Origin of the sequence: Rossellomorea vietnamensis, assembly GCF_008180615.1 — a bacterium.
GTDB lineage: Bacteria > Bacillota > Bacilli > Bacillales > Bacillaceae_B > Rossellomorea > Rossellomorea vietnamensis_D.
This window is the reverse complement of record NZ_VTEH01000002.1, coordinates 365,072-382,404: the sequence shown is the minus strand read 5'-3', so window position 1 is coordinate 382,404 and position 17,333 is coordinate 365,072. Positions and strand designations below refer to the sequence as shown.

Genomic DNA, 17,333 nt, shown 5'->3' with positions numbered 1-17,333 from the left:
TCGCTAATAGGGAGAGTAGCTCTTTTCTCTCATGTTTACCAGGTTATTCCGGTGAATTATGGTTATTTTTTCCGGAATTATTATCAAATAGCAGCAAAGTATGCGAAAAGAGCCAGGTTAAAAGTGACAACAATTAGATTTATTAGGGGGAAGAGGAAAATGAAGAGAAAATTATTTATATGCACTTTTTTAGCATTTTTGGCTCTTAGTGGATGTAATAAGAGTAGTACGACTGAAATTACTGAAGTAAAAGTTTACGATGGAGGAGAAGAACAAAATGAAGTCAGTACATTAAAAACAAAGAAGGGAATTGATGAACTACAAACCTTACTAGACGAACAAAAATGGAGATTACCTAATGGCCCGAATACAATTACAGATTATATAGGGGTAGATTATAATTTTACGTGGAATGGTCAAAAATTTGATGTCTTATTAAATAAACAAGATGACTCAATTTTTGTATATAGGAATTCACCAGATACAGAGTTGAAAAGGGCGTATTTTCATCACGAGCAGGCAGAAGAATTCTTTGAGCTGATTACTGGGAAGAGTTTAACCGAGGGGTAAAATTCATTTCATTAAAGAGAGGCAATAATTAAAGATCAGCTAATTGATCTGGCTATTACCCCTTCTTCCATAATTGGGCAGGTAGACAGAACAGCCTTAAATCTTATTCATAACGTGTCCGTATATATAGAAAGAAGCAGATTTGTTTTAAATAGTAAGAGGTGAAAACTTGTCAAAAAAAGCAGGTATACTTTTATTAGCCGCCCTGCTTGTAGGGTGTAATAATGCTAAGACGATGGAAGATGCATTTTATAAAGAAATGAACCGACTTGAAGATGTTGATGATTACAATTTGCTAAAGAAAGTGGAGAAGGATAATGTAATACTATTTAATACTTACATTGAGGGTGACGAGCAAAACAACGAACAACTAATTATTAGTTATTTCAAAAAAGGGAACAAAGAATGGGTATTGGATAAAGCAGCAGCTTGTTACGATGAATGGTCTGCCTATTTAGGAGATAAGCCATATATTTGGTGTGGAACTTTAACAGAGCCAGCACAAGATAAAGTTTATGTTGGCGATGCTGAAGCTAACATAATTGAAGTGGAAGGCAGCTCAAAGCGGGTTTGGTATCATTTAAGTGAAAATGAAAACGAGGAAATTAAAGTGAAATTAACGGATGGTACAGAAGAATGGCTGAAGAAAGTAAAATATTAGACTTTTTGTTACACGGCAGCGTCAGTAGAGCAAACAGCGGCTATAAGTAGAGTTCAGCTTTGTAAGACCAAAATTAAAACAATATAAGGAGAAAAATGTGACACTATGGTAATTCTTGCGTTTTCTGTTGCAACAGGTGCATTAAGCATTGCATTATTTGCATTTTCGAAGATAGAAAGATTAGAAAAAAGAATTAAAGAACTTGAAGATAAATAAACTATGGGAAATTTTCAAATGTGAAAAAACTGTACTTTAAAGTAACAGGTGCATATGCATAATAAGCAGCCACTATTTGTTCCAGAAAGGAATGGACTGATTTGCAAAAAACAAGATATTCCAAAGACCTATTAGTTGTTCGAATCGTTGCTACAGTGCTTGTAATCTTGGCTTTGATATTACCGTATTTTGGTATAATTTCATATGGCATAACGCCGTTTTTAATCCTTGCAACGCTTGTTGTTTTTTACATTATCGAAGATCGACTTGGTAATAAAATTTAAGTTGATTAGAAACAATCTTACTTTTTTGAAAAACGGATACACCAAATAAAATCTGAAATTTATTAGAGGTAAGAGGATTCTTCTAGAGTTAACACAGATATTGAGGTGATAGAGTGTACGGAGGGGAACACATACCTGATTGGTTCCTGATAATGGTTCTAATTATTGTCATTGTTTTTGCTGCTATCAGTTTTTTGATGAGCAGTGGAAGGGTGGAATTAAAACCCGGAGTCTCTAATGATCGGGGTACAAAAGCATTTTATTATGAAAATCCATTGAAGTTTATGACTAAGCCTATTGAAGTTGTAGATGTGAAGATGGGGCATGTAGGACAAATTCAAAGAGAATATAATGCTGTTTCTAAACTGTTTCTATCTTTATTAATGCCTAATTACTTTGTATCTATTAAAGGAACTGACAAGCAGAATGGTACTTTTGTCAGGGTGGAAAAAATAAAAGGCAAAAATGGCATGGTTAAAAGCAGCTGGGAAGTGGAATTAAACTCTCCAAATTTAAACGAAAGATTCATGATTAAAGGGGAGAGGAAAAGTCCCAGTCATGTAATTGCATCTTTTACTTTTCAAAACGAATTGATCAGAGTAGCTAAGCCATCTGGTGAAAGGACCTATCATTTTTACAGAAATGATAAAGAAGCTGCGAAAATTTCTTTGATAGGTAAATTGCCGCCAAGAAAAATCTTCATTGATGGAAGACAAGGAGAAATCCCTTTACTATTGATAGCTGCAATTTTTGAGGCATTGAAATTATATAGATAACTTCCATTACTCAGTGCAAAGCAGCTAGTTTTCAATTAATAATAGTCAAAGTGATTGAATTACCTTGTTTGCAGTTATTTGTTCTGCTGCTGGAGTGGTCATTGCTTTAATTGCTGGGAGAAGAAGCCATAGAGGGGGATTTTGTGAAGAATATTAAAAAACCGATAAAAGAAAACAGAAAAATTGACTCACTATTGATGGCATTGGTAGTGATTTTATTAGTAAAGAATGCAATTGACCTCTTTTTCTTTGACCTGCTGCCAACTGCTGCAGATAATCTCTTTTGGTTTTTAATTTCTACAGTTTTGATAGTTACCTTTTTTATCAAGAGAAATTACATATATCTTGCCATAATGCTTGTACTACTTATAGCAGGTTTAGTGAATCTTAGTCTGGAAATATAAAGCGTACGTATTAGGGGTATCAGGTGGAGTCTTTATCCACATTTGCAGACGTGTAGTTCACTATCACATATAGAGGTAATGCTATGATCACTTTAAAAAAGATAAAAATCATCCTATTTCTGATACTTGGCTGCCTGTCGCTCGCGATCGGTGTCTTGGGAACGGTGCTGCCTGTATTGCCCGGCGGTCCGTTTTATTTGTTTGCCGCTTTCTGCTTTGCCAGAAGCTCCAAGCGGTTTGACAATTGGTTCAGAAACACTTCTTTATATAAAAGATATGTGGAAGCATTTCTGCAGAAAAAAGGGATGACCCGGAGAGAGAAAATACGAATAAATGTCATTGCGGATTTCTTCGTGATCCTCTCTATCTTGTATGTAGATATCCTGTTAGTCAAAGTCCTTTTGCTATCTCTTGCCCTGTATAAACATTATTACTTTATTAGAAAGATTAAGACGATTGCGCCAAGCCATTAAAAAGTACCACTCATTTTTACAGTTATGAGTGGTACCAATCTTTGACTATAGGATTATAAGGAATAACAATGGCTTGATATTATAGAAACTGGCTTCCTGTTCTTGTTAAAACTTAATTATTTGGAACAGTATTTTCTCTATTAATAGATGTCCTTGTCAGGGAAAATACTGCGCATAATAACGAAATAATCACAATGCCGGCCCCAAACCAGGCAGTATAGGTGACGGTTCCGGTTTGATTAAGCACTATCCCGCCGAATCCTGAACCTAGTGAAATCCCTACTTGTATCGCTGAATTGTTAAAGCTCTGCTGAATATCGGAAGTAGCTGGATCTGTATTGATCAAGTAGGTTTGCTGCGGCGGTGCGAGACTCCAGCTTAATGCTGCCCAAACCATCATAACAGGTATAAATAGGATCAGTGAAAAAGTCGAAAATGGCAATATAAACAGGATAATGGCAAATGCGCTGATCACAAGAATAATGCTTTTTTGAGCTCCGATCGCATCGGAAAGAATGCCTCCAAAGGCTCCTCCACTTACAGCAGCAATCCCAAATAACAAATAACAAATACTAATCCAGCCGGAACTCAAGTTCATTTCCGATTCTAAAAATGGAGTGAAATAGGCATAAAGTGTATAGTGTCCGGCCAGCAAGAATACAGTTGCAAGATGAGCACTTCCTATTTTGGCGCTGGCAACTGCTTTTAATTGCTGTGAAAGAGGGATGGTACTTTCCCCTGGTACACGTTCCAAAAAGATTGAAATAAGGATGAAGGATCCAATCGACAAAATTGCAATTCCAAGGAATATCACTCTCCAGCCGAATGTATCGGAAATAAGAATTCCAAGCGGAACGCCCATCACAAGGGATGAACTGATTCCCATATAAATAAGCCCCAGAGCCTTTGCCCGGTGTGCAGGAGTAACAATTTTAGCAACAATGGTTAAAGACAGGACAACGATGAGTGCTGTACTCATTGCCGTCAACACCCTTGCGATCATCATAAAAGTAAAATCAGGACTGAAATAAGTCATGATATTCCCGATAAAGAAAACAAAAAGAGATATGAGATACAGTTTCTTTCGCTCAATTTTGCTAGTCAAGACAAGCAAGCCTGGTCCCGCTACAGCATAAATCAATGCGAAAACGGTTATCAGCTGTCCTGCACTGCTTAATGAAATGTTAAAATCTTCTGCGATCGTAGGAAGGATGCCGCCTACGATTAATTCAACCAAACCAACCGCAACAGTTGATAAGGCTAGTATAAACACTTTAAAATTCATCTTGATTCAACGCCCTTTCACAATAAACTTCAAATTTCAGAAAATAAAAAACTCCTGATTACAGAAAAAGAATAGAAATTCATTTTCTGTAATCAGGAGTTTAAGGTTCCTGGTAGAGACCCCCAAGCCGTATTCTTGAGGTTATACAGGGTTTATATTTTTATAAATACTTTGAAGAGTTTAGCAGATGTTGATAGATTATACAAGGGTTATAGGTAGTTTATATATTATTTCATTAGGCTCGGATAAAGCCAAATGATCTCCGGCTTTCTCTTTCTTTATTAATCGAACAGTTTCATAGATTAAGAAAATCGCAAAAAGCACTTAAATTAATATGAAATTCCACTTGGGAGTGATCTTATTGAAAAAAGAGAATAGAGATATGGCCTTGAAAACTTTAAACTATTTATGTAATGGTTCACAAATTGAAGGGGTAATATTTCATGGCTTAAGGGTTCTTCTTTCTGAAAATGAAAACAACAGCCACAGAATAGATGGACAAATATCGATAAATATTGAAAGCGGTATCAAGGTATTTCAATCAATGCCTGAAACAGATCCAGAGTCCAATGAAATACCTAATCTTGATTGGGTGGAATCAGCGAAGATACTGTGTGAACTGCGTTTGAAGAAGATTGTAGATGTTAAGTTGGGACAAGAAACTCCTCATCTCTACTTAATTCTTCAATCTGGAGAAGTCTTATTCATTAATGGTCATCATGACAAATTTGAGAGCTGGCAAGTGGAAGTTCAAAATAACACTCTTGAAAATGAAGTTTTTTTAGTAGCAGCCTGCCCAGGGGATGATTTAGCTGTATGGGTCCCAGGGGATATTCTAGAGTAGGAGAGTTATGCTTGTAACAAAAGATGATCCAGAACTAGCCAGCGTATTAAGAGACCTCATGCAAATGGAGATTGAATTTCAAAATTGAATAAGTTGAATTTGAAACATTAACTATTTGGAACTCGTCATATTCTTAAGAGACAGCAGGAAATTAACTGTCAGTGTGGGGAAGGGCTTCTTCAACTATTTGTTTTGGGAAAATCATCAAACCAAAATCTAATCAAAGTTGCATCACTGATAGGGGGCATTAGGATGTCTGGTTTCTTTATAGCACTTATGATTTTCTTTATCGTAATGGCAAACATTATCGCGTTTATTTCTTACAAGAAAAAGAAAAGTTTATATGCTGCTGCTTTTGTTCTATTACTGCTGGCAGCTGTATTTGGGGCAATTGGCGGTGTTGTAGCATTACTTACTATTCGTGACCCATTTGCAATATTTTATGGTTTGCAAGTTGGATATTATTTGCTGATTAATAGTGTCATTGTTTTAATTATTGCAGTTATCGTCACTGTTATTAAAAAATACATACAATAACAAGTAAAGATGGATGTATGGGAGAAGTCATTGAAGTCCAGAGTATCTATACGTTCCTAAAGTAAATCTAAACTGAGGAGGGTTTGTTAATGAAAAAGCAGTATTATTCAGTCTTATCGATAGTCTTCTTTCTACTGGCTGTTTTCCCACTCATAGCTGGGTTGACTAAGTGGGGAAATGACCTATATGCAGCTGTTTTGAATGTAAGCATTTTTTTGCCTTTGATTTTTGGTTTGGCGGGATTGACTTTTGCTTTGCTTGGTAAGAGAGGGAAGGTCAAAATTAGTCTTGTTTTGGTGAATGTTTTAAGTGTAGCTCTTTCATTATTTTTGGTGTTTGTAGCCATGTATGGCTTTCAACAAGCTTAGCAGCTACTTGATTAGAGCCTTCTTATTTTTCTAAGTGCAATCCTTGAATATCAGGGCAAGGTAAATGATAAAGTCTTAAGGATACGTTTGTACAGGCTCTGAAAAAGTCATGATATACTAAAGAAAACTAAAGAAGAGAGGGTGTATCATGGCCAAACATCGAATTTATACTACCAGTTTTGCAAGCGTCTATCCCCATTATGTAACGAAGGCCGAGAAAAAAGGACGTACCAAAGAAGAAGTCGATGAAATCATATGCTGGTTGACAGGATACAACCGGGAAGAGTTAGCACATATACTGGAGAATAAGACAGACTTTGAAACCTTCTTTGCGGAAGCTCCCCAACTGAATTCTTCACGTACTTTAATCAAAGGTGTGATATGTGGTATCCGAGTGGAGGATATCGAAGAACCAACTATGAAAGAAATTCGCTATCTGGATAAGTTGATTGATGAATTAGCTAAGGGAAAAGCGATGGAAAAGATTTTGCGGAAGTAATGCTAAAGACGAAGCAGCACTGATTGCCTAACTATAAAAGTCTTATAAAGCTTATCTGAACTCAAGAGAAACTCTAAGAAGCCATCCTATTAAGCTATGGCTTCATTAGATTTACTTTAAATGTAATTATAGTAGAACAATGAAAACAGACTCCAAAGAATGTGAAACATGATCGGTGGATAGGGAGACCTGTGCAGGGCATATAAAATACCGGCAATAATACCAGATACTGTCGCAACATATACATAAGCAAAATGAAAACTTCCAAAATAGACACTTACTATTAAGATGCTCCATACAACAGGCAGTTTCGTTTGAAGGTATCCTTGCAGGAGGTTCCTGAAAAATAATTCTTCATAGATTGGTATTAAAATAGCTGTACCTAAGATAAATAAACTGATCTGTGATAAAGTCTGCCCTGGATGAATGGCAGCTTTACTTGTTAATAAGTTCATTGTGGTCGTTAGAGAAATATCAGTATGGTACAAATATGCTTGAAAGAAAAAAAGGCTTAAAAAACCTAGTGAAACATGTAAGTAGACCGATGCTTTCTTAAAAACCTCAAAGTTTTTCAAAGAGTCAACTAAAAAAGTACGTATGGGTTTCATGATGAATAATGAAGCTATGCCTAATGTGGCAATTATCAAAGAAGTAAACTCCCAGCTAATAGAGTCCAAGTTATGTAAAGTGAAAACTAAGATCAGATTTATGGCTATCTGTATGGATATTACCAGTAGTCCAAGGCGATGTGCCTTGGGAGGTTCAGTATTATTCAAAATAGATGGTCCTCCTTTTCAAGGTATAACATTTCTACGAGTTATGTTCGGTTAAAGTTTCGGAATTTTCGTGTTACTTTAATCTTTAGGGAAAATTATAGTTAGGAAAGGCCGGTGATAAGAGTGAAAGCTATTTTACAGAGTGAGTTTGGCAGTGCGGATGTCCTTACATACACCGATATTGAGATACCAACCATTAACGAGGTGCTAATTAAAGCATCACATACAAGTGTTAACTATGCAGATATTAAGAAACGTGTGGGGAATAAGGGAAAAGGAAAGTTTCCTTTAATGCTTGGATTGGATGTTGCAGGAACTGTTGAAGAGGTATCTCCTAATTCTGCCTTTTCTCTAGGAGACCGGGTAATTGCTTTTCCTAAGAATGGATCTTATGCTGAATATGTCGCAGCAAATGAACAGTTAGTTTTTAAAATTCCAGACAGTCTGTCATTTGAACAAGCCTCTGCCATGCCAACCGTATCAATTTTATCGTATATTCTTCTCCATGAGATTGGACAAGTGAAGGAAACGGACACCATTGTTATACATAGTGCGGCTGGCGGTGTCGGATCGATGTTGATTCAATTAGCCCGCATAGCAGGTGTCGGGAAGATAATAGGGACTGTCGGTAATTTGGAAAAAGAATCTTATGTTAAGAGGTTAGGTGCGGATATTGTATGCACGTATGAAACTTTTTCTGAAGAAGTATTAAAGGAGACTGATCAGAAAGGTGCAAATGTGATATTCGATTCGGTTGCCGGAGATGTGACCACTAGTAGTTTAGACTGCTTAGCCTTTTACGGAACCCTTGTTCAATTTGGAAACAGCAGTGGAAGAGCGGCCACAATCAAAACAAGTGATGTACATGGCAGCTGCAGGAATATTAAAGGATTTAGTCTGGGAACAACAAGAAAACTTGATCCTGCACGATTGAAGCCTGTCGCAGAAAAAGTGATAGAACTATTCGCTTCTAATAAAATTTCGCTTCCTATCGCACAAGTATTTAATTTAAGGGATGCCGGGCTGGCGCATAAATTAATTGAGAGTCGTAATTATGAGGGGAAGGTTTTGTTGAAAATATAATCTTAGAGTAGCTCCGTTTAGCTAGGTTTATCCAAAATGGGTAAGCCTCTTTTTACAAGGAATTTCCCTTGAGTTTGCTGAACGGTTTTGAAATAATTAGAATAAGTTTCCAAATTAAAACATTCGATTCAGCTACATAGAGTACAAGGACAATTCTACGATTGGTGGAGAAGTAATGGAAAAACCAGTTGTCATTCTGAGTGAGTATAATCCCCAATGGGAAGATCAGTTCGAGTATGAGAAAAAACAGATCTTTGCTGTCGTTGGAGATAAAATGCTAGGAATTGAACATATCGGAAGCACTTCGGTCCAGGGACTGAAGGCTAAGCCCATCATCGATATCCTGGCAGGAGTCAGAGATTTAAATCTGGTTTCTTCTCTGATCGGTCCTTTAAGTGAAGTCGATTTTGAGTATGTTCCTAAGGCGGATTTAACCGACAGAAGGTTTTTTAGAAAGGGACAGTGGGGCAGAGGCACCTGCCATTTGCATATTTGTAAGATAAATAGCAGGGAGTGGGATGAGATGTTACTGTTTCGTGATTATCTGAGGAAGTTTCCTAAGGCAGCTGAGGAGTATGCACTGCTAAAGAGTGAGCTTTCTTCTCTATATAAAAATGATCGGCCTGTTTACACGAAACAAAAGGAACCTTTTATAAGGGAAGTTATTGACAAAGCTTATAAAACTTTTCAATAGTTCATCGAATATACGGATTTAACAAACCTTGCTATGTTGTTAAGCCTTCAATTAAAAAGTCTAGCCGCGGTATCAATGAAAACTGCCCCTCAAAAAGAAAAAGAGAACTCCTAAACAAGAGTTCCCTTTCTCCAAAGGATAAAAAAGTATAAAATTTTCAGATTGAAAATTTGGCAGCGCTTCTGAATCCAGCTCCAGCGCCCAGCCCCTCGGGGTCAAATAACCCTTGGAGAATAAAAGGAAAAACCCCCTTTTTTTCTCCAGGGAACATTTGCCTGTCGGGGCTGATCAAGGCGCTTGCGCTTTTTTATCAATACTTCAATTGATAACGCTTCAGTTCCCAATCATGGACAGTGTTTCGATACTCCTCCCATTCAACCTTTTTCAGTGCGATGAACTCTCTGAAAACATGGTCACCCAGTTTATCTTTAGCCAGAGAATTGCCTTCCAGAAGTTTTATAGCAGATTCCAGGTTATCAGGAAGGTTGTTGATTTTAAGAGATTTCCTTTCTTCATTTGACATATTGAATATATCTTCGTTCACAGGGTCTATGGGCATTTGCTTCATTCTAATTCCTTCAATCCCAGCCTCTGCAATGACAGAATACGCGAGATAAGGATTAGCAGAAGGGTCCGGGTGACGTGCTTCAATTCTGGTTCCTGCCCCCCTTGATGATGGTATTCTAATCAAGGTAGATCTGTTTGAAGTCGACCAAGCCATATAACATGGAGCTTCATACCCAGGGACAAGCCTTTTGTAAGAATTCACTGTCGGGTTCGTAATAGCCGTCAGGGATTCAAGGTGGGTCATTAAACCGTTGATAAAATAGTATGCACTGTCGGAAAGTCCGCATGGGTCGGCTTTATCGTAAAAAATGTTCTGTTCTTCTCTAAATAATGAAATGTTGACATGCATACCGGAGCCATTAATACTTTGGACTGGTTTTGGCATAAACGATGCATGAAGATTAAATTGTTTAGCGATGTTTTTTACAACCCATTTGTAAGTAGTGGCATTGTCCGCGGAAATCAATGCATCCATGAATTTGAAATTAATTTCGTGCTGGCCCATGGCCACTTCATGGTGCGAAGCTTCAATTTTGAAGCCCATTGCTTTTAAGGTTCTATAGATTTCAAGGCGGACTTTTTCTCCGAGATCATGGGCAGGTTCAAAATAACCACCGTTGTCCTGGGGTGTAGAAGTAGGGTTGCCTTCACTATCCGCACTGAATAGAAAGAACTCCAGTTCTGGCCCTATGCTGATGGAATAGCCTAATCCAGCTGCTTTCTCAACCGTCTTCTTCAAAACGTTTCGCGGGTCTCCCTCATAAGGAGTAGAGTCTGGATTAAGTACACTGCAAAGCAGCCTGCCTTCTGCATACCCTTCCTCTATTGACCAAGGAATAACAGAGAATGTGTCTATATCGGGCATGAGGTATAAATCTGATTCATTTATTGGGCTGAACCCTTGGATAGAAGAACCATCGAACATAATTTTGCCTTTTAGAGCATCTTCCAGCTGATCGATAGTAATGGTTACATGCTTGAGAATGCCTTCTAAATCAACAAATTGAAGATGCAATAATTCTACATGAAACTTCTTAATGTCATTCTTTATATCCTCGTATTTTTCATTTCTAACCGTCAATTGAGTCATCATCAATATCCCCTTTAAAAGTAAATTAAAAAAGCTGCGAAGAGGATTCTTCGCAGCTTCAGGCACAGGTAAATAAACGTGTGCTCTATAACCAAGATCACTCTCTTAAACAACGCTTACGAGGTTAGCTGTCGGATTAGGAAGGTAAGAGTCTCCCTGCCAATAATGGCCTCACCCCAGACTGCAGATGCAGTCGAAAAATGGTTCCCCCGCTCAAAATGATTCAGCGCTTAAGTGCTATAAAATTTTTAGTATAAAGGTTTTGGTATTGATCGCTCCCCTCTCCTACAACGCTTACGGAGTTAGCTGACGGGTTCGGAAGGTAGAAGTCTCCCGGCCAAATGGCTTCACCCCATGATTAGGTTACTAACCGGTTGGGTCCTCCGTTCCGCATGGATTCAGCGGCTTAGGTCAGAATTGATATTATCATATGCCCGGTTTTGCGTCATGTAAAAAGGCAAAATCGGCGAATTCTCTATTAAAATCACAATATTAGTCCGTTTTTCAAGTGAATACTGTATTTTTCTAACTAATTCACTTTAATTTTCCAAGCACTTTTCCAAGTTCTTATCGAGTACAAATACTTCCATACGCTCGCCCATCTTGGTACTTATATCACTGTGGCTGGATAAAACTTTGCAGTCAGTGTGTTTTTCGACAATCTCTTCAATATTCTTGCTGTACATCTCCCTCAGTACCTGGCGCATCTGTTTGACGAGTTTTCTTCCGGTATCGTGCTCTACCAGATGCTTTTCTTCTACAGTCAAGACACCTTTGAATCTTGCAATGACCATGTCTTCTACAATGTAAGTTCTTGTTTCCTGAGGGCCGCGGCCGATCAGTTCTCTTTGCAGTTTGATAAACGCTTCACTTAACTCTGCCTCTAGTCGTCGTTTAGAAGATTTCATTCTTCTTCCTCCAATATGTTTTTAGTGAATTGAAATGAATTCATGAAATATCTTACTTAGAGGTGCAGAGGTCTGTCAATATTTTTATGAAACTGAGAAAATTTACGAATTAGTTAGGAAATTAAAGAAAAATAGATAAATAGTTGATTAAATAGATCGTAATCAGGTTTTTTAGTGTTTTTTCGGAATTTACAACTTCATCGCGAGGGAGTAATATATTGCTCGTAAGCAGCAACTGAATATTTCGGCCTAGTCTCGGAAACGAGAGCGGAGGAACCAATTAACAGGGGTTAATTCTACATTGTAGAAGGGATGAGAGTATAACTCTTTCGCCATCCTACCCGTCAGCTAACTTCGTCGGCTAAAGCGAAGGAGGTCTAGAAGACCACCTTTTTCAGGGGGCTTTTTTTGTTGTGTAAAAGCAGCAAAGAGGGCAGCTTGATTAATATGTAGGTCTTTTTATTATGCCTATTACGAAAAAGTGAACATGGAAGACAGAATGCATAGAAGGCTGACCAGCCGGCTAGGCGTTAAGTAGACCAATGTGTACTTTTTCTCCAGATGAACAAGAGATAGTTGGATCATTCATTCCTTTTACAGGAGCTGAATGGATTCAGGCTCTTGCCGATTGTCGGGGGGAAAAGTAAGCATTGGTCTATTTTTGTTTTTAGAAGTTGGATCTTTTTTCCATTAAGGAGATTCAATGGTGGAAACGTAACGCTATTCATTCCATTGCTTTTCGATGGCATAAGCGGATCTTACCTATTAGAAAAAGCAGGCTTGCTGCAGCAAAAGGAAGGAGGATCTATGTGTTCACTCTGGATACACCAAAGGAAGCTGCTTCATTGGTTTTCATTCCGAATAATGAAATCCTGCAGCAAATAGAAAGTTACTTGTCACTTTCACCAGCATGTTGTTTACTTTCTCCCAATTCTCAGATCACGGAAAATTTGAGTGGAAAAGGCTTCCGGGATGTTATCGAGTTTAGTCCCGATGATGAGTACTTGCATCTTCAAGATCATTTTAGCAAGGTCATTGTTTTTGAAAGTCATATTGTGGATACATGCGAACTGATGAAAATCATTAAGAACAGCACTTGCGCACCTGTGATTGTCATAACGACAGTCCAAGGATATCCTATGCGCCTTTATTACTCGATGGGTGCAAAGTATGTGGTTTATACAAGAAGCAGTAATATTTCATATTTTCTAAGATAATATCAGGAGGTTTTTCTAATGTTGGATGTCTTAATGATCGGGCTTTTTATACTTCTTCCAGCGCTTATGCTCGGACTGGCAAATTGGTCTTCTACTGTTGTAGATCAAGGAAGTGAAAAGTCCTCATGATTCTTTTATTGGGCGTTACCGCAGTTACAACATTGTACTTATTCTATGTTTTGCTTAATCCAGAGAAATTCTAATTAGTTGGAGGTAAATCAGGTGATTACTACTATTCTATCTATCATCATTACATTGGCAGCCATGGTTTTGATTGCTAAGCCTGCCGGAATCTACTTGGCAAAAGCTTTTGATTATAACCAAACGGGGCTCGATAAGGTTTTCGGCCCCTTAGAGAACGTACTTTTTAAACTCGGTGGAATTAAAAAGGTGAACCAAACCTGGAAGCAGTATGCAATAGCTCTAATCTTAGCTAACGGGTTTATGATATTTCTTGTTTATCTTGTATTCAGGCTTCAAGGTATTCTGCCGCTGAATCCTAGCGGAAATCCAGGAATGGACCCTACTTTGGCTTTCAATACAGCTGTCAGCTTTATGACGAATACAAACCTGCAGCATTACAGCGGGGAGTCAGGTCTTTCCTATCTGGGACAGATGATTGGGATCCTGTTCATGATGTTTGCAGCGCCTGGAACAGCTTTGGCAGTTGCCATCGCATTTGTAAGAGGGCTTTCAGGATCAGAGATAGGGAACTTCTTTGTAGATTTATTCAGAGCCATCACGCGTGTTCTTATGCCGGTTGCTCTTGTGACAGGTTTGATTTTTGTGGCATTGGGCGTGCCGCAGACACTCGATTCTTCCATTACAGCCCAGACGATCGAAGGTGGTTCACAGGAAATAGCACGTGGTCCTGTTGGAACGTTCTTATCGATTAAGGAGCTTGGTAATAATGGCGGTGGATTCTTTGGTGTCAATTCTGCTCATCCTTTTGAAAATCCAAATGCTATCAGCAACTTCATTCAAATTTTGTTAATGTTCCTGCTGCCGACCGCGCTGCCATTTACGTATGGAAAAATGGCCGGAAATGCAAAGCAGGGACGTGTCCTGTTTGTATCTATGTTAACCGTGTTCATTGTATTTCTATCAACCGCTTTATTCTATGAATATCAAGGTAACCCAGCCCTGAATGCCATGGGTATTGATACAGAGCAAGGCAGTATGGAAGGGAAGGAAGTCCGGTTCGGAACAGGCCAATCCATCTTTTATGCCCTTGTTACGACAGCCACTGAAACGGGTGCTGTTAATACTATGCATGATACATTGACACCGATCGGAGGCATGCTGGCTCTTTCCAATATGTTATTGAACACCGTATTTGGCGGAGTAGGGGCCGGATTCATCAATGTTGTGATGTACGCGATGATCGCCGTTTTCCTTTCAGGGCTGATGGTTGGACGTACCCCTGAGTTTCTAGGAAAGAAAATTGAAGGACGCGAAATGAAGCTTATAGCTATCACCATGCTTATGCATCCTTTATTAATCTTAGGTGCATCTGCAATTGCCTTATATACACCTGCTGGAGCCGAAGGGATTTCAAACAGCGGTTTCCATGGCATCTCTCAGGTTGTGTATGAATATACCTCTTCCGCTGCCAATAATGGATCAGGTTTTGAAGGACTTGGTGATGCAACACCATTCTGGAACATCTCTACTGGTATCGTCATGTATCTAGGAAGATTCTTTGGACTTGTCGCAATGTTGGCTGTTGCCGGTTCGCTGGCATCCAAGAAGCTTGTCCCTGAAACAGTAGGAACATTCCGAACAGATACTCCTTTATTTGGAGTGATCCTGGTAGGTACATTCTTTATTGTGGGTGCATTAACGTTCTTCCCGACACTTGTTTTGGGACCTGTAGCAGAATATCTGACATTGTAGATAGGAGTGGAAATAATGGCAAATCATTTAGTAAAAGAAAAGCATAACGTTGCTGAATTTCCAGGGAAAGACCGGAAAAGTTCTTATAAAGAGAACCTATCTCAGCAGCCTAATCATAATGACAATAAGGATGGAAGAAAAATGATGGATAAAGCGATGGTGATGCAGGCGCTTAAGGATTCTTTTATAAAACTTGATCCAAGGAAAATGGTTAAAAATCCAATTATGTTCGTGGTAGAGATTGGTTTCATCATTACACTCATTTTATCTTTTGCACCTAATGCATTTGGCACAAGCGGAGTAGAGCCATGGTTCAATGTAACGGTGAGCATGATTCTCTTGTTCACAGTCCTATTCGCGAATTTTGCTGAAGCACTTGCGGAAGGACGAGGAAAAGCGCAGGCTGATTCATTGAAAAAGTCGAAGCAGGAGATTACAGCAAACCTTTTAAAAGGGAATGGGAAAATAGAAAAGATTGCTTCTACTTCTCTTAAGAAGGGCGATGTGGTCGTTGTTTCTCAAGGAGAAATGATTCCTGGTGACGGTGAAGTCATTGAAGGCCTTGCATCTGTAGACGAATCGGCGATCACAGGAGAATCAGCTCCTGTCATCAAGGAGGCTGGCGGCGACTTTAATTCCGTTACTGGCGGAACAAGAGTAGTAAGTGATGAAATTCAAGTCAGAATTACCAGCAACCCAGGTGAATCTTTCTTGGATCGGATGATTTCATTAGTGGAAGGAGCAGAACGTCAAAAGACTCCTAATGAAATAGCGTTAAATACTGTGTTGACAAGTCTGACCTTGATCTTCATGATTGTTGTTGTCACACTTCCATTATTCACAAATTACCTTGGATTTTCGCTTGAAATACCTGTATTGATTTCACTGCTTGTCTGCTTGATCCCTACAACAATCGGGGGGCTGCTATCAGCTATTGGGATCGCAGGGATGGACCGTGTTACTCAATTCAATGTACTGGCTATGTCCGGGAAAGCAGTTGAAGCAGCGGGGGACATCAATACGATTATCTTGGATAAAACCGGAACCATCACCTTTGGTAACCGTATGGCAAGCGAATTCATTCCTGTAGGCAATTCTTCTCTGGATGAACTTCATTATTGGACTGGAATCAGTTCATTAAATGATGAAACACCTGAAGGACGTTCAACCATTGAATTACTCAAAGAAAAAGGAAGCAAGCTGGATGCATCTGCAGCGGCAGGCGGACAGGTCATTGAATTCAAAGCAGAAACCCGAATGAGCGGAATTGATTTGAGAGATGGGCGGCAGGTGAGGAAAGGTGCCGTTGATGCAGTAAAGAATTGGGTTAAAGCTCAGGGAGGTACTATTCCTGCAGACCTTGATGAAGAAGCAAAAGAAATAGCCCGTGAAGGCGGAACTCCTTTGGCGGTTGCAATGGAAGGACAAATTTTTGGTCTTATTTATCTTAAAGATACAGTAAAGCCTGGAATGAAAGAACGTTTTGATGAACTCCGCCGCATGGGTATTAAAACGATCATGGCAACGGGGGATAATCCTCTGACAGCTGCTACAATAGCAAGAGAAGCAGGTGTTGATGAATTTATTGCCGAGTGTAAACCAGAGGATAAAATTGAAGTGATCAAGTATGAACAGTCACAAGGAAAATTGGTTGCGATGACTGGTGATGGAACAAATGATGCTCCTGCCCTGGCGCAGGCTGATGTGGGGCTCGCAATGAACAGCGGTACAACAGCTGCTAAAGAAGCGGCCAACATGGTGGATCTGGATTCCAATCCAACAAAGATTATTGAAGTGGTTTCAATAGGAAAGCAATTGCTGATGACACGCGGTGCACTGACCACCTTCAGTATTGCCAATGATATTGCCAAATACTTTGCCATCATTCCTGCTATGTTCATGCTTGCCATTCCGGAAATGAGCGCATTGAATATTATGGGGCTTTCAACTCCATTGTCTGCCATCCTTTCAGCCTTGATCTTTAATGCGGTCATCATCCCATTATTGATTCCGCTGGCCATGAAAGGGGTCGCGTATAAACCAATGAGTTCCAATAAGCTATTAGGAAGAAACCTGACGATCTATGGGCTTGGCGGAGTCTTGGTTCCATTCATTGGCATTAAATTGATTGATATGGCGGTTTCACTGTTCCTATAAATTACAACCCCAATGAGGAGAGGAAGAT

At 39.1% G+C, this 17,333-nt stretch carries 20 protein-coding genes and 4 riboswitches; of the genes, 16 read left to right on the top strand and 4 right to left on the bottom strand.

Annotation, left to right across the window (positions count from 1 at the left end):
* Positions 1-159 precede the first annotated feature (159 nt).
* The 5 genes from FZC79_RS05105 to FZC79_RS05085 all read left to right on the top strand — a co-directional run bounded on the left by FZC79_RS05105 (position 160) and on the right by FZC79_RS05085 (position 3,384).
* Positions 160-570 carry a hypothetical protein gene (locus FZC79_RS05105; RefSeq protein ID WP_148945754.1) on the top strand — a complete coding sequence of 137 codons (411 nt, stop codon included), beginning with the start codon at positions 160-162 and terminating at the stop codon, positions 568-570.
* A gap of 169 nt (positions 571-739) precedes the next feature.
* Positions 740-1,231 carry a hypothetical protein gene (locus tag FZC79_RS05100; protein ID WP_252183249.1) on the top strand — a complete coding sequence of 164 codons (492 nt, stop codon included), beginning with the start codon at positions 740-742 and terminating at the stop codon, positions 1,229-1,231.
* A gap of 613 nt (positions 1,232-1,844) precedes the next feature.
* Entirely contained in the window at positions 1,845-2,507 is a 663-nt protein-coding gene (locus FZC79_RS05095) for a tubby C-terminal domain-like protein (protein WP_148945753.1), read from the top strand.
* 143 nt (positions 2,508-2,650) lie between these two features.
* Positions 2,651-2,911, top strand: coding sequence for a hypothetical protein (locus tag FZC79_RS05090; protein ID WP_148945752.1), 261 nt, complete (start codon positions 2,651-2,653; stop codon positions 2,909-2,911).
* 83 nt (positions 2,912-2,994) lie between these two features.
* Positions 2,995-3,384, top strand: coding sequence for a YbaN family protein (locus FZC79_RS05085; protein ID WP_148945751.1), 390 nt, complete (start codon positions 2,995-2,997; stop codon positions 3,382-3,384).
* A gap of 112 nt (positions 3,385-3,496) precedes the next feature.
* On the opposite strand, the gene FZC79_RS05080 is transcribed toward FZC79_RS05085, so the two are convergent.
* Positions 3,497-4,669 (bottom strand): MFS transporter, encoded by a 1,173-nt coding sequence (locus FZC79_RS05080; RefSeq protein WP_148945750.1) that lies wholly within the window; start codon positions 4,667-4,669, stop codon positions 3,497-3,499.
* Between the two features lie 69 nt (positions 4,670-4,738).
* Positions 4,739-4,838: riboswitch (purine riboswitch) on the bottom strand.
* Positions 4,839-5,030: 192 nt separating this feature from the next.
* Between FZC79_RS05080 and FZC79_RS05075 the strand changes: the two genes are divergently transcribed.
* The 4 genes from FZC79_RS05075 (at position 5,031) to FZC79_RS05060 (ending at position 6,917) form a co-directional block, all read left to right on the top strand.
* Positions 5,031-5,513, top strand: a complete 483-nt coding sequence (locus FZC79_RS05075) for a hypothetical protein (protein ID WP_148945749.1) — start codon at positions 5,031-5,033, stop codon at positions 5,511-5,513.
* A 252-nt stretch (positions 5,514-5,765) separates the two neighbouring features.
* Positions 5,766-6,050 (top strand): 3-isopropylmalate dehydrogenase, encoded by a 285-nt coding sequence (locus tag FZC79_RS05070; RefSeq protein WP_148945748.1) that lies wholly within the window; start codon positions 5,766-5,768, stop codon positions 6,048-6,050.
* A gap of 89 nt (positions 6,051-6,139) precedes the next feature.
* The gene (locus FZC79_RS05065) at positions 6,140-6,418 is read left to right on the top strand and encodes a hypothetical protein (RefSeq protein WP_148945747.1); all 279 of its coding nucleotides are present in this window, start codon (positions 6,140-6,142) and stop codon (positions 6,416-6,418) included.
* Between the two features lie 148 nt (positions 6,419-6,566).
* Complete coding sequence (locus FZC79_RS05060) at positions 6,567-6,917, top strand: DUF2200 domain-containing protein (RefSeq protein WP_148945746.1); 351 nt, start codon at positions 6,567-6,569, stop codon at positions 6,915-6,917.
* A 116-nt stretch (positions 6,918-7,033) separates the two neighbouring features.
* Here the strand turns inward: FZC79_RS05060 and FZC79_RS05055 are convergent, their stop codons facing one another.
* Positions 7,034-7,693, bottom strand: coding sequence for a CPBP family intramembrane glutamic endopeptidase (locus FZC79_RS05055; protein WP_148945745.1), 660 nt, complete (start codon positions 7,691-7,693; stop codon positions 7,034-7,036).
* A gap of 123 nt (positions 7,694-7,816) precedes the next feature.
* On the opposite strand from FZC79_RS05055, the gene FZC79_RS05050 reads away from it, so the two are divergent.
* Entirely contained in the window at positions 7,817-8,776 is a 960-nt protein-coding gene (locus tag FZC79_RS05050; RefSeq protein ID WP_148945744.1) for a quinone oxidoreductase family protein, read from the top strand.
* Positions 8,777-8,951: 175 nt separating this feature from the next.
* Positions 8,952-9,470, top strand: coding sequence for a GrpB family protein (locus FZC79_RS05045; RefSeq protein ID WP_148945743.1), 519 nt, complete (start codon positions 8,952-8,954; stop codon positions 9,468-9,470).
* A 310-nt stretch (positions 9,471-9,780) separates the two neighbouring features.
* On the opposite strand, the gene glnA is transcribed toward FZC79_RS05045, so the two are convergent.
* Together glnA and FZC79_RS05035 are read right to left on the bottom strand one after the other, a co-directional pair.
* Entirely contained in the window at positions 9,781-11,130 is a 1,350-nt protein-coding gene (gene glnA / locus FZC79_RS05040; RefSeq protein ID WP_435873911.1) for a type I glutamate--ammonia ligase, read from the bottom strand.
* Positions 11,131-11,224: 94 nt separating this feature from the next.
* Positions 11,225-11,366: riboswitch (cyclic di-AMP (ydaO/yuaA leader) on the bottom strand.
* Between the two features lie 36 nt (positions 11,367-11,402).
* Positions 11,403-11,541, bottom strand: a riboswitch (cyclic di-AMP (ydaO/yuaA leader).
* A 125-nt stretch (positions 11,542-11,666) separates the two neighbouring features.
* Positions 11,667-12,035: a DUF2294 domain-containing protein gene (locus FZC79_RS05035; protein ID WP_148945741.1), complete on the bottom strand. Its 369-nt coding sequence runs from the start codon at positions 12,033-12,035 to the stop codon at positions 11,667-11,669.
* Positions 12,036-12,271: 236 nt separating this feature from the next.
* Positions 12,272-12,413, top strand: a riboswitch (cyclic di-AMP (ydaO/yuaA leader).
* Between the two features lie 431 nt (positions 12,414-12,844).
* Between FZC79_RS05035 and FZC79_RS05030 the strand changes: the two genes are divergently transcribed.
* The 5 genes from FZC79_RS05030 to kdpB all read left to right on the top strand — a co-directional run bounded on the left by FZC79_RS05030 (position 12,845) and on the right by kdpB (position 17,305).
* Complete coding sequence (locus tag FZC79_RS05030; RefSeq protein WP_148945740.1) at positions 12,845-13,252, top strand: hypothetical protein; 408 nt, start codon at positions 12,845-12,847, stop codon at positions 13,250-13,252.
* Between the two features lie 18 nt (positions 13,253-13,270).
* Complete coding sequence (locus tag FZC79_RS05025; protein WP_148945739.1) at positions 13,271-13,381, top strand: hypothetical protein; 111 nt, start codon at positions 13,271-13,273, stop codon at positions 13,379-13,381.
* The gene (locus tag FZC79_RS23965; RefSeq protein WP_148945803.1) at positions 13,378-13,455 is read left to right on the top strand and encodes a potassium-transporting ATPase subunit F; all 78 of its coding nucleotides are present in this window, start codon (positions 13,378-13,380) and stop codon (positions 13,453-13,455) included. The genes FZC79_RS05025 and FZC79_RS23965 overlap by 4 nt, the downstream gene beginning before the upstream one ends.
* Positions 13,456-13,486: 31 nt before the next feature.
* Positions 13,487-15,148, top strand: coding sequence for a potassium-transporting ATPase subunit KdpA (gene kdpA / locus FZC79_RS05015; RefSeq protein ID WP_435873914.1), 1,662 nt, complete (start codon positions 13,487-13,489; stop codon positions 15,146-15,148).
* Positions 15,149-15,289: 141 nt separating this feature from the next.
* Positions 15,290-17,305 carry a potassium-transporting ATPase subunit KdpB gene (gene kdpB / locus FZC79_RS05010; RefSeq protein WP_252183256.1) on the top strand — a complete coding sequence of 672 codons (2,016 nt, stop codon included), beginning with the start codon at positions 15,290-15,292 and terminating at the stop codon, positions 17,303-17,305.
* Positions 17,306-17,333 lie beyond the last annotated feature (28 nt).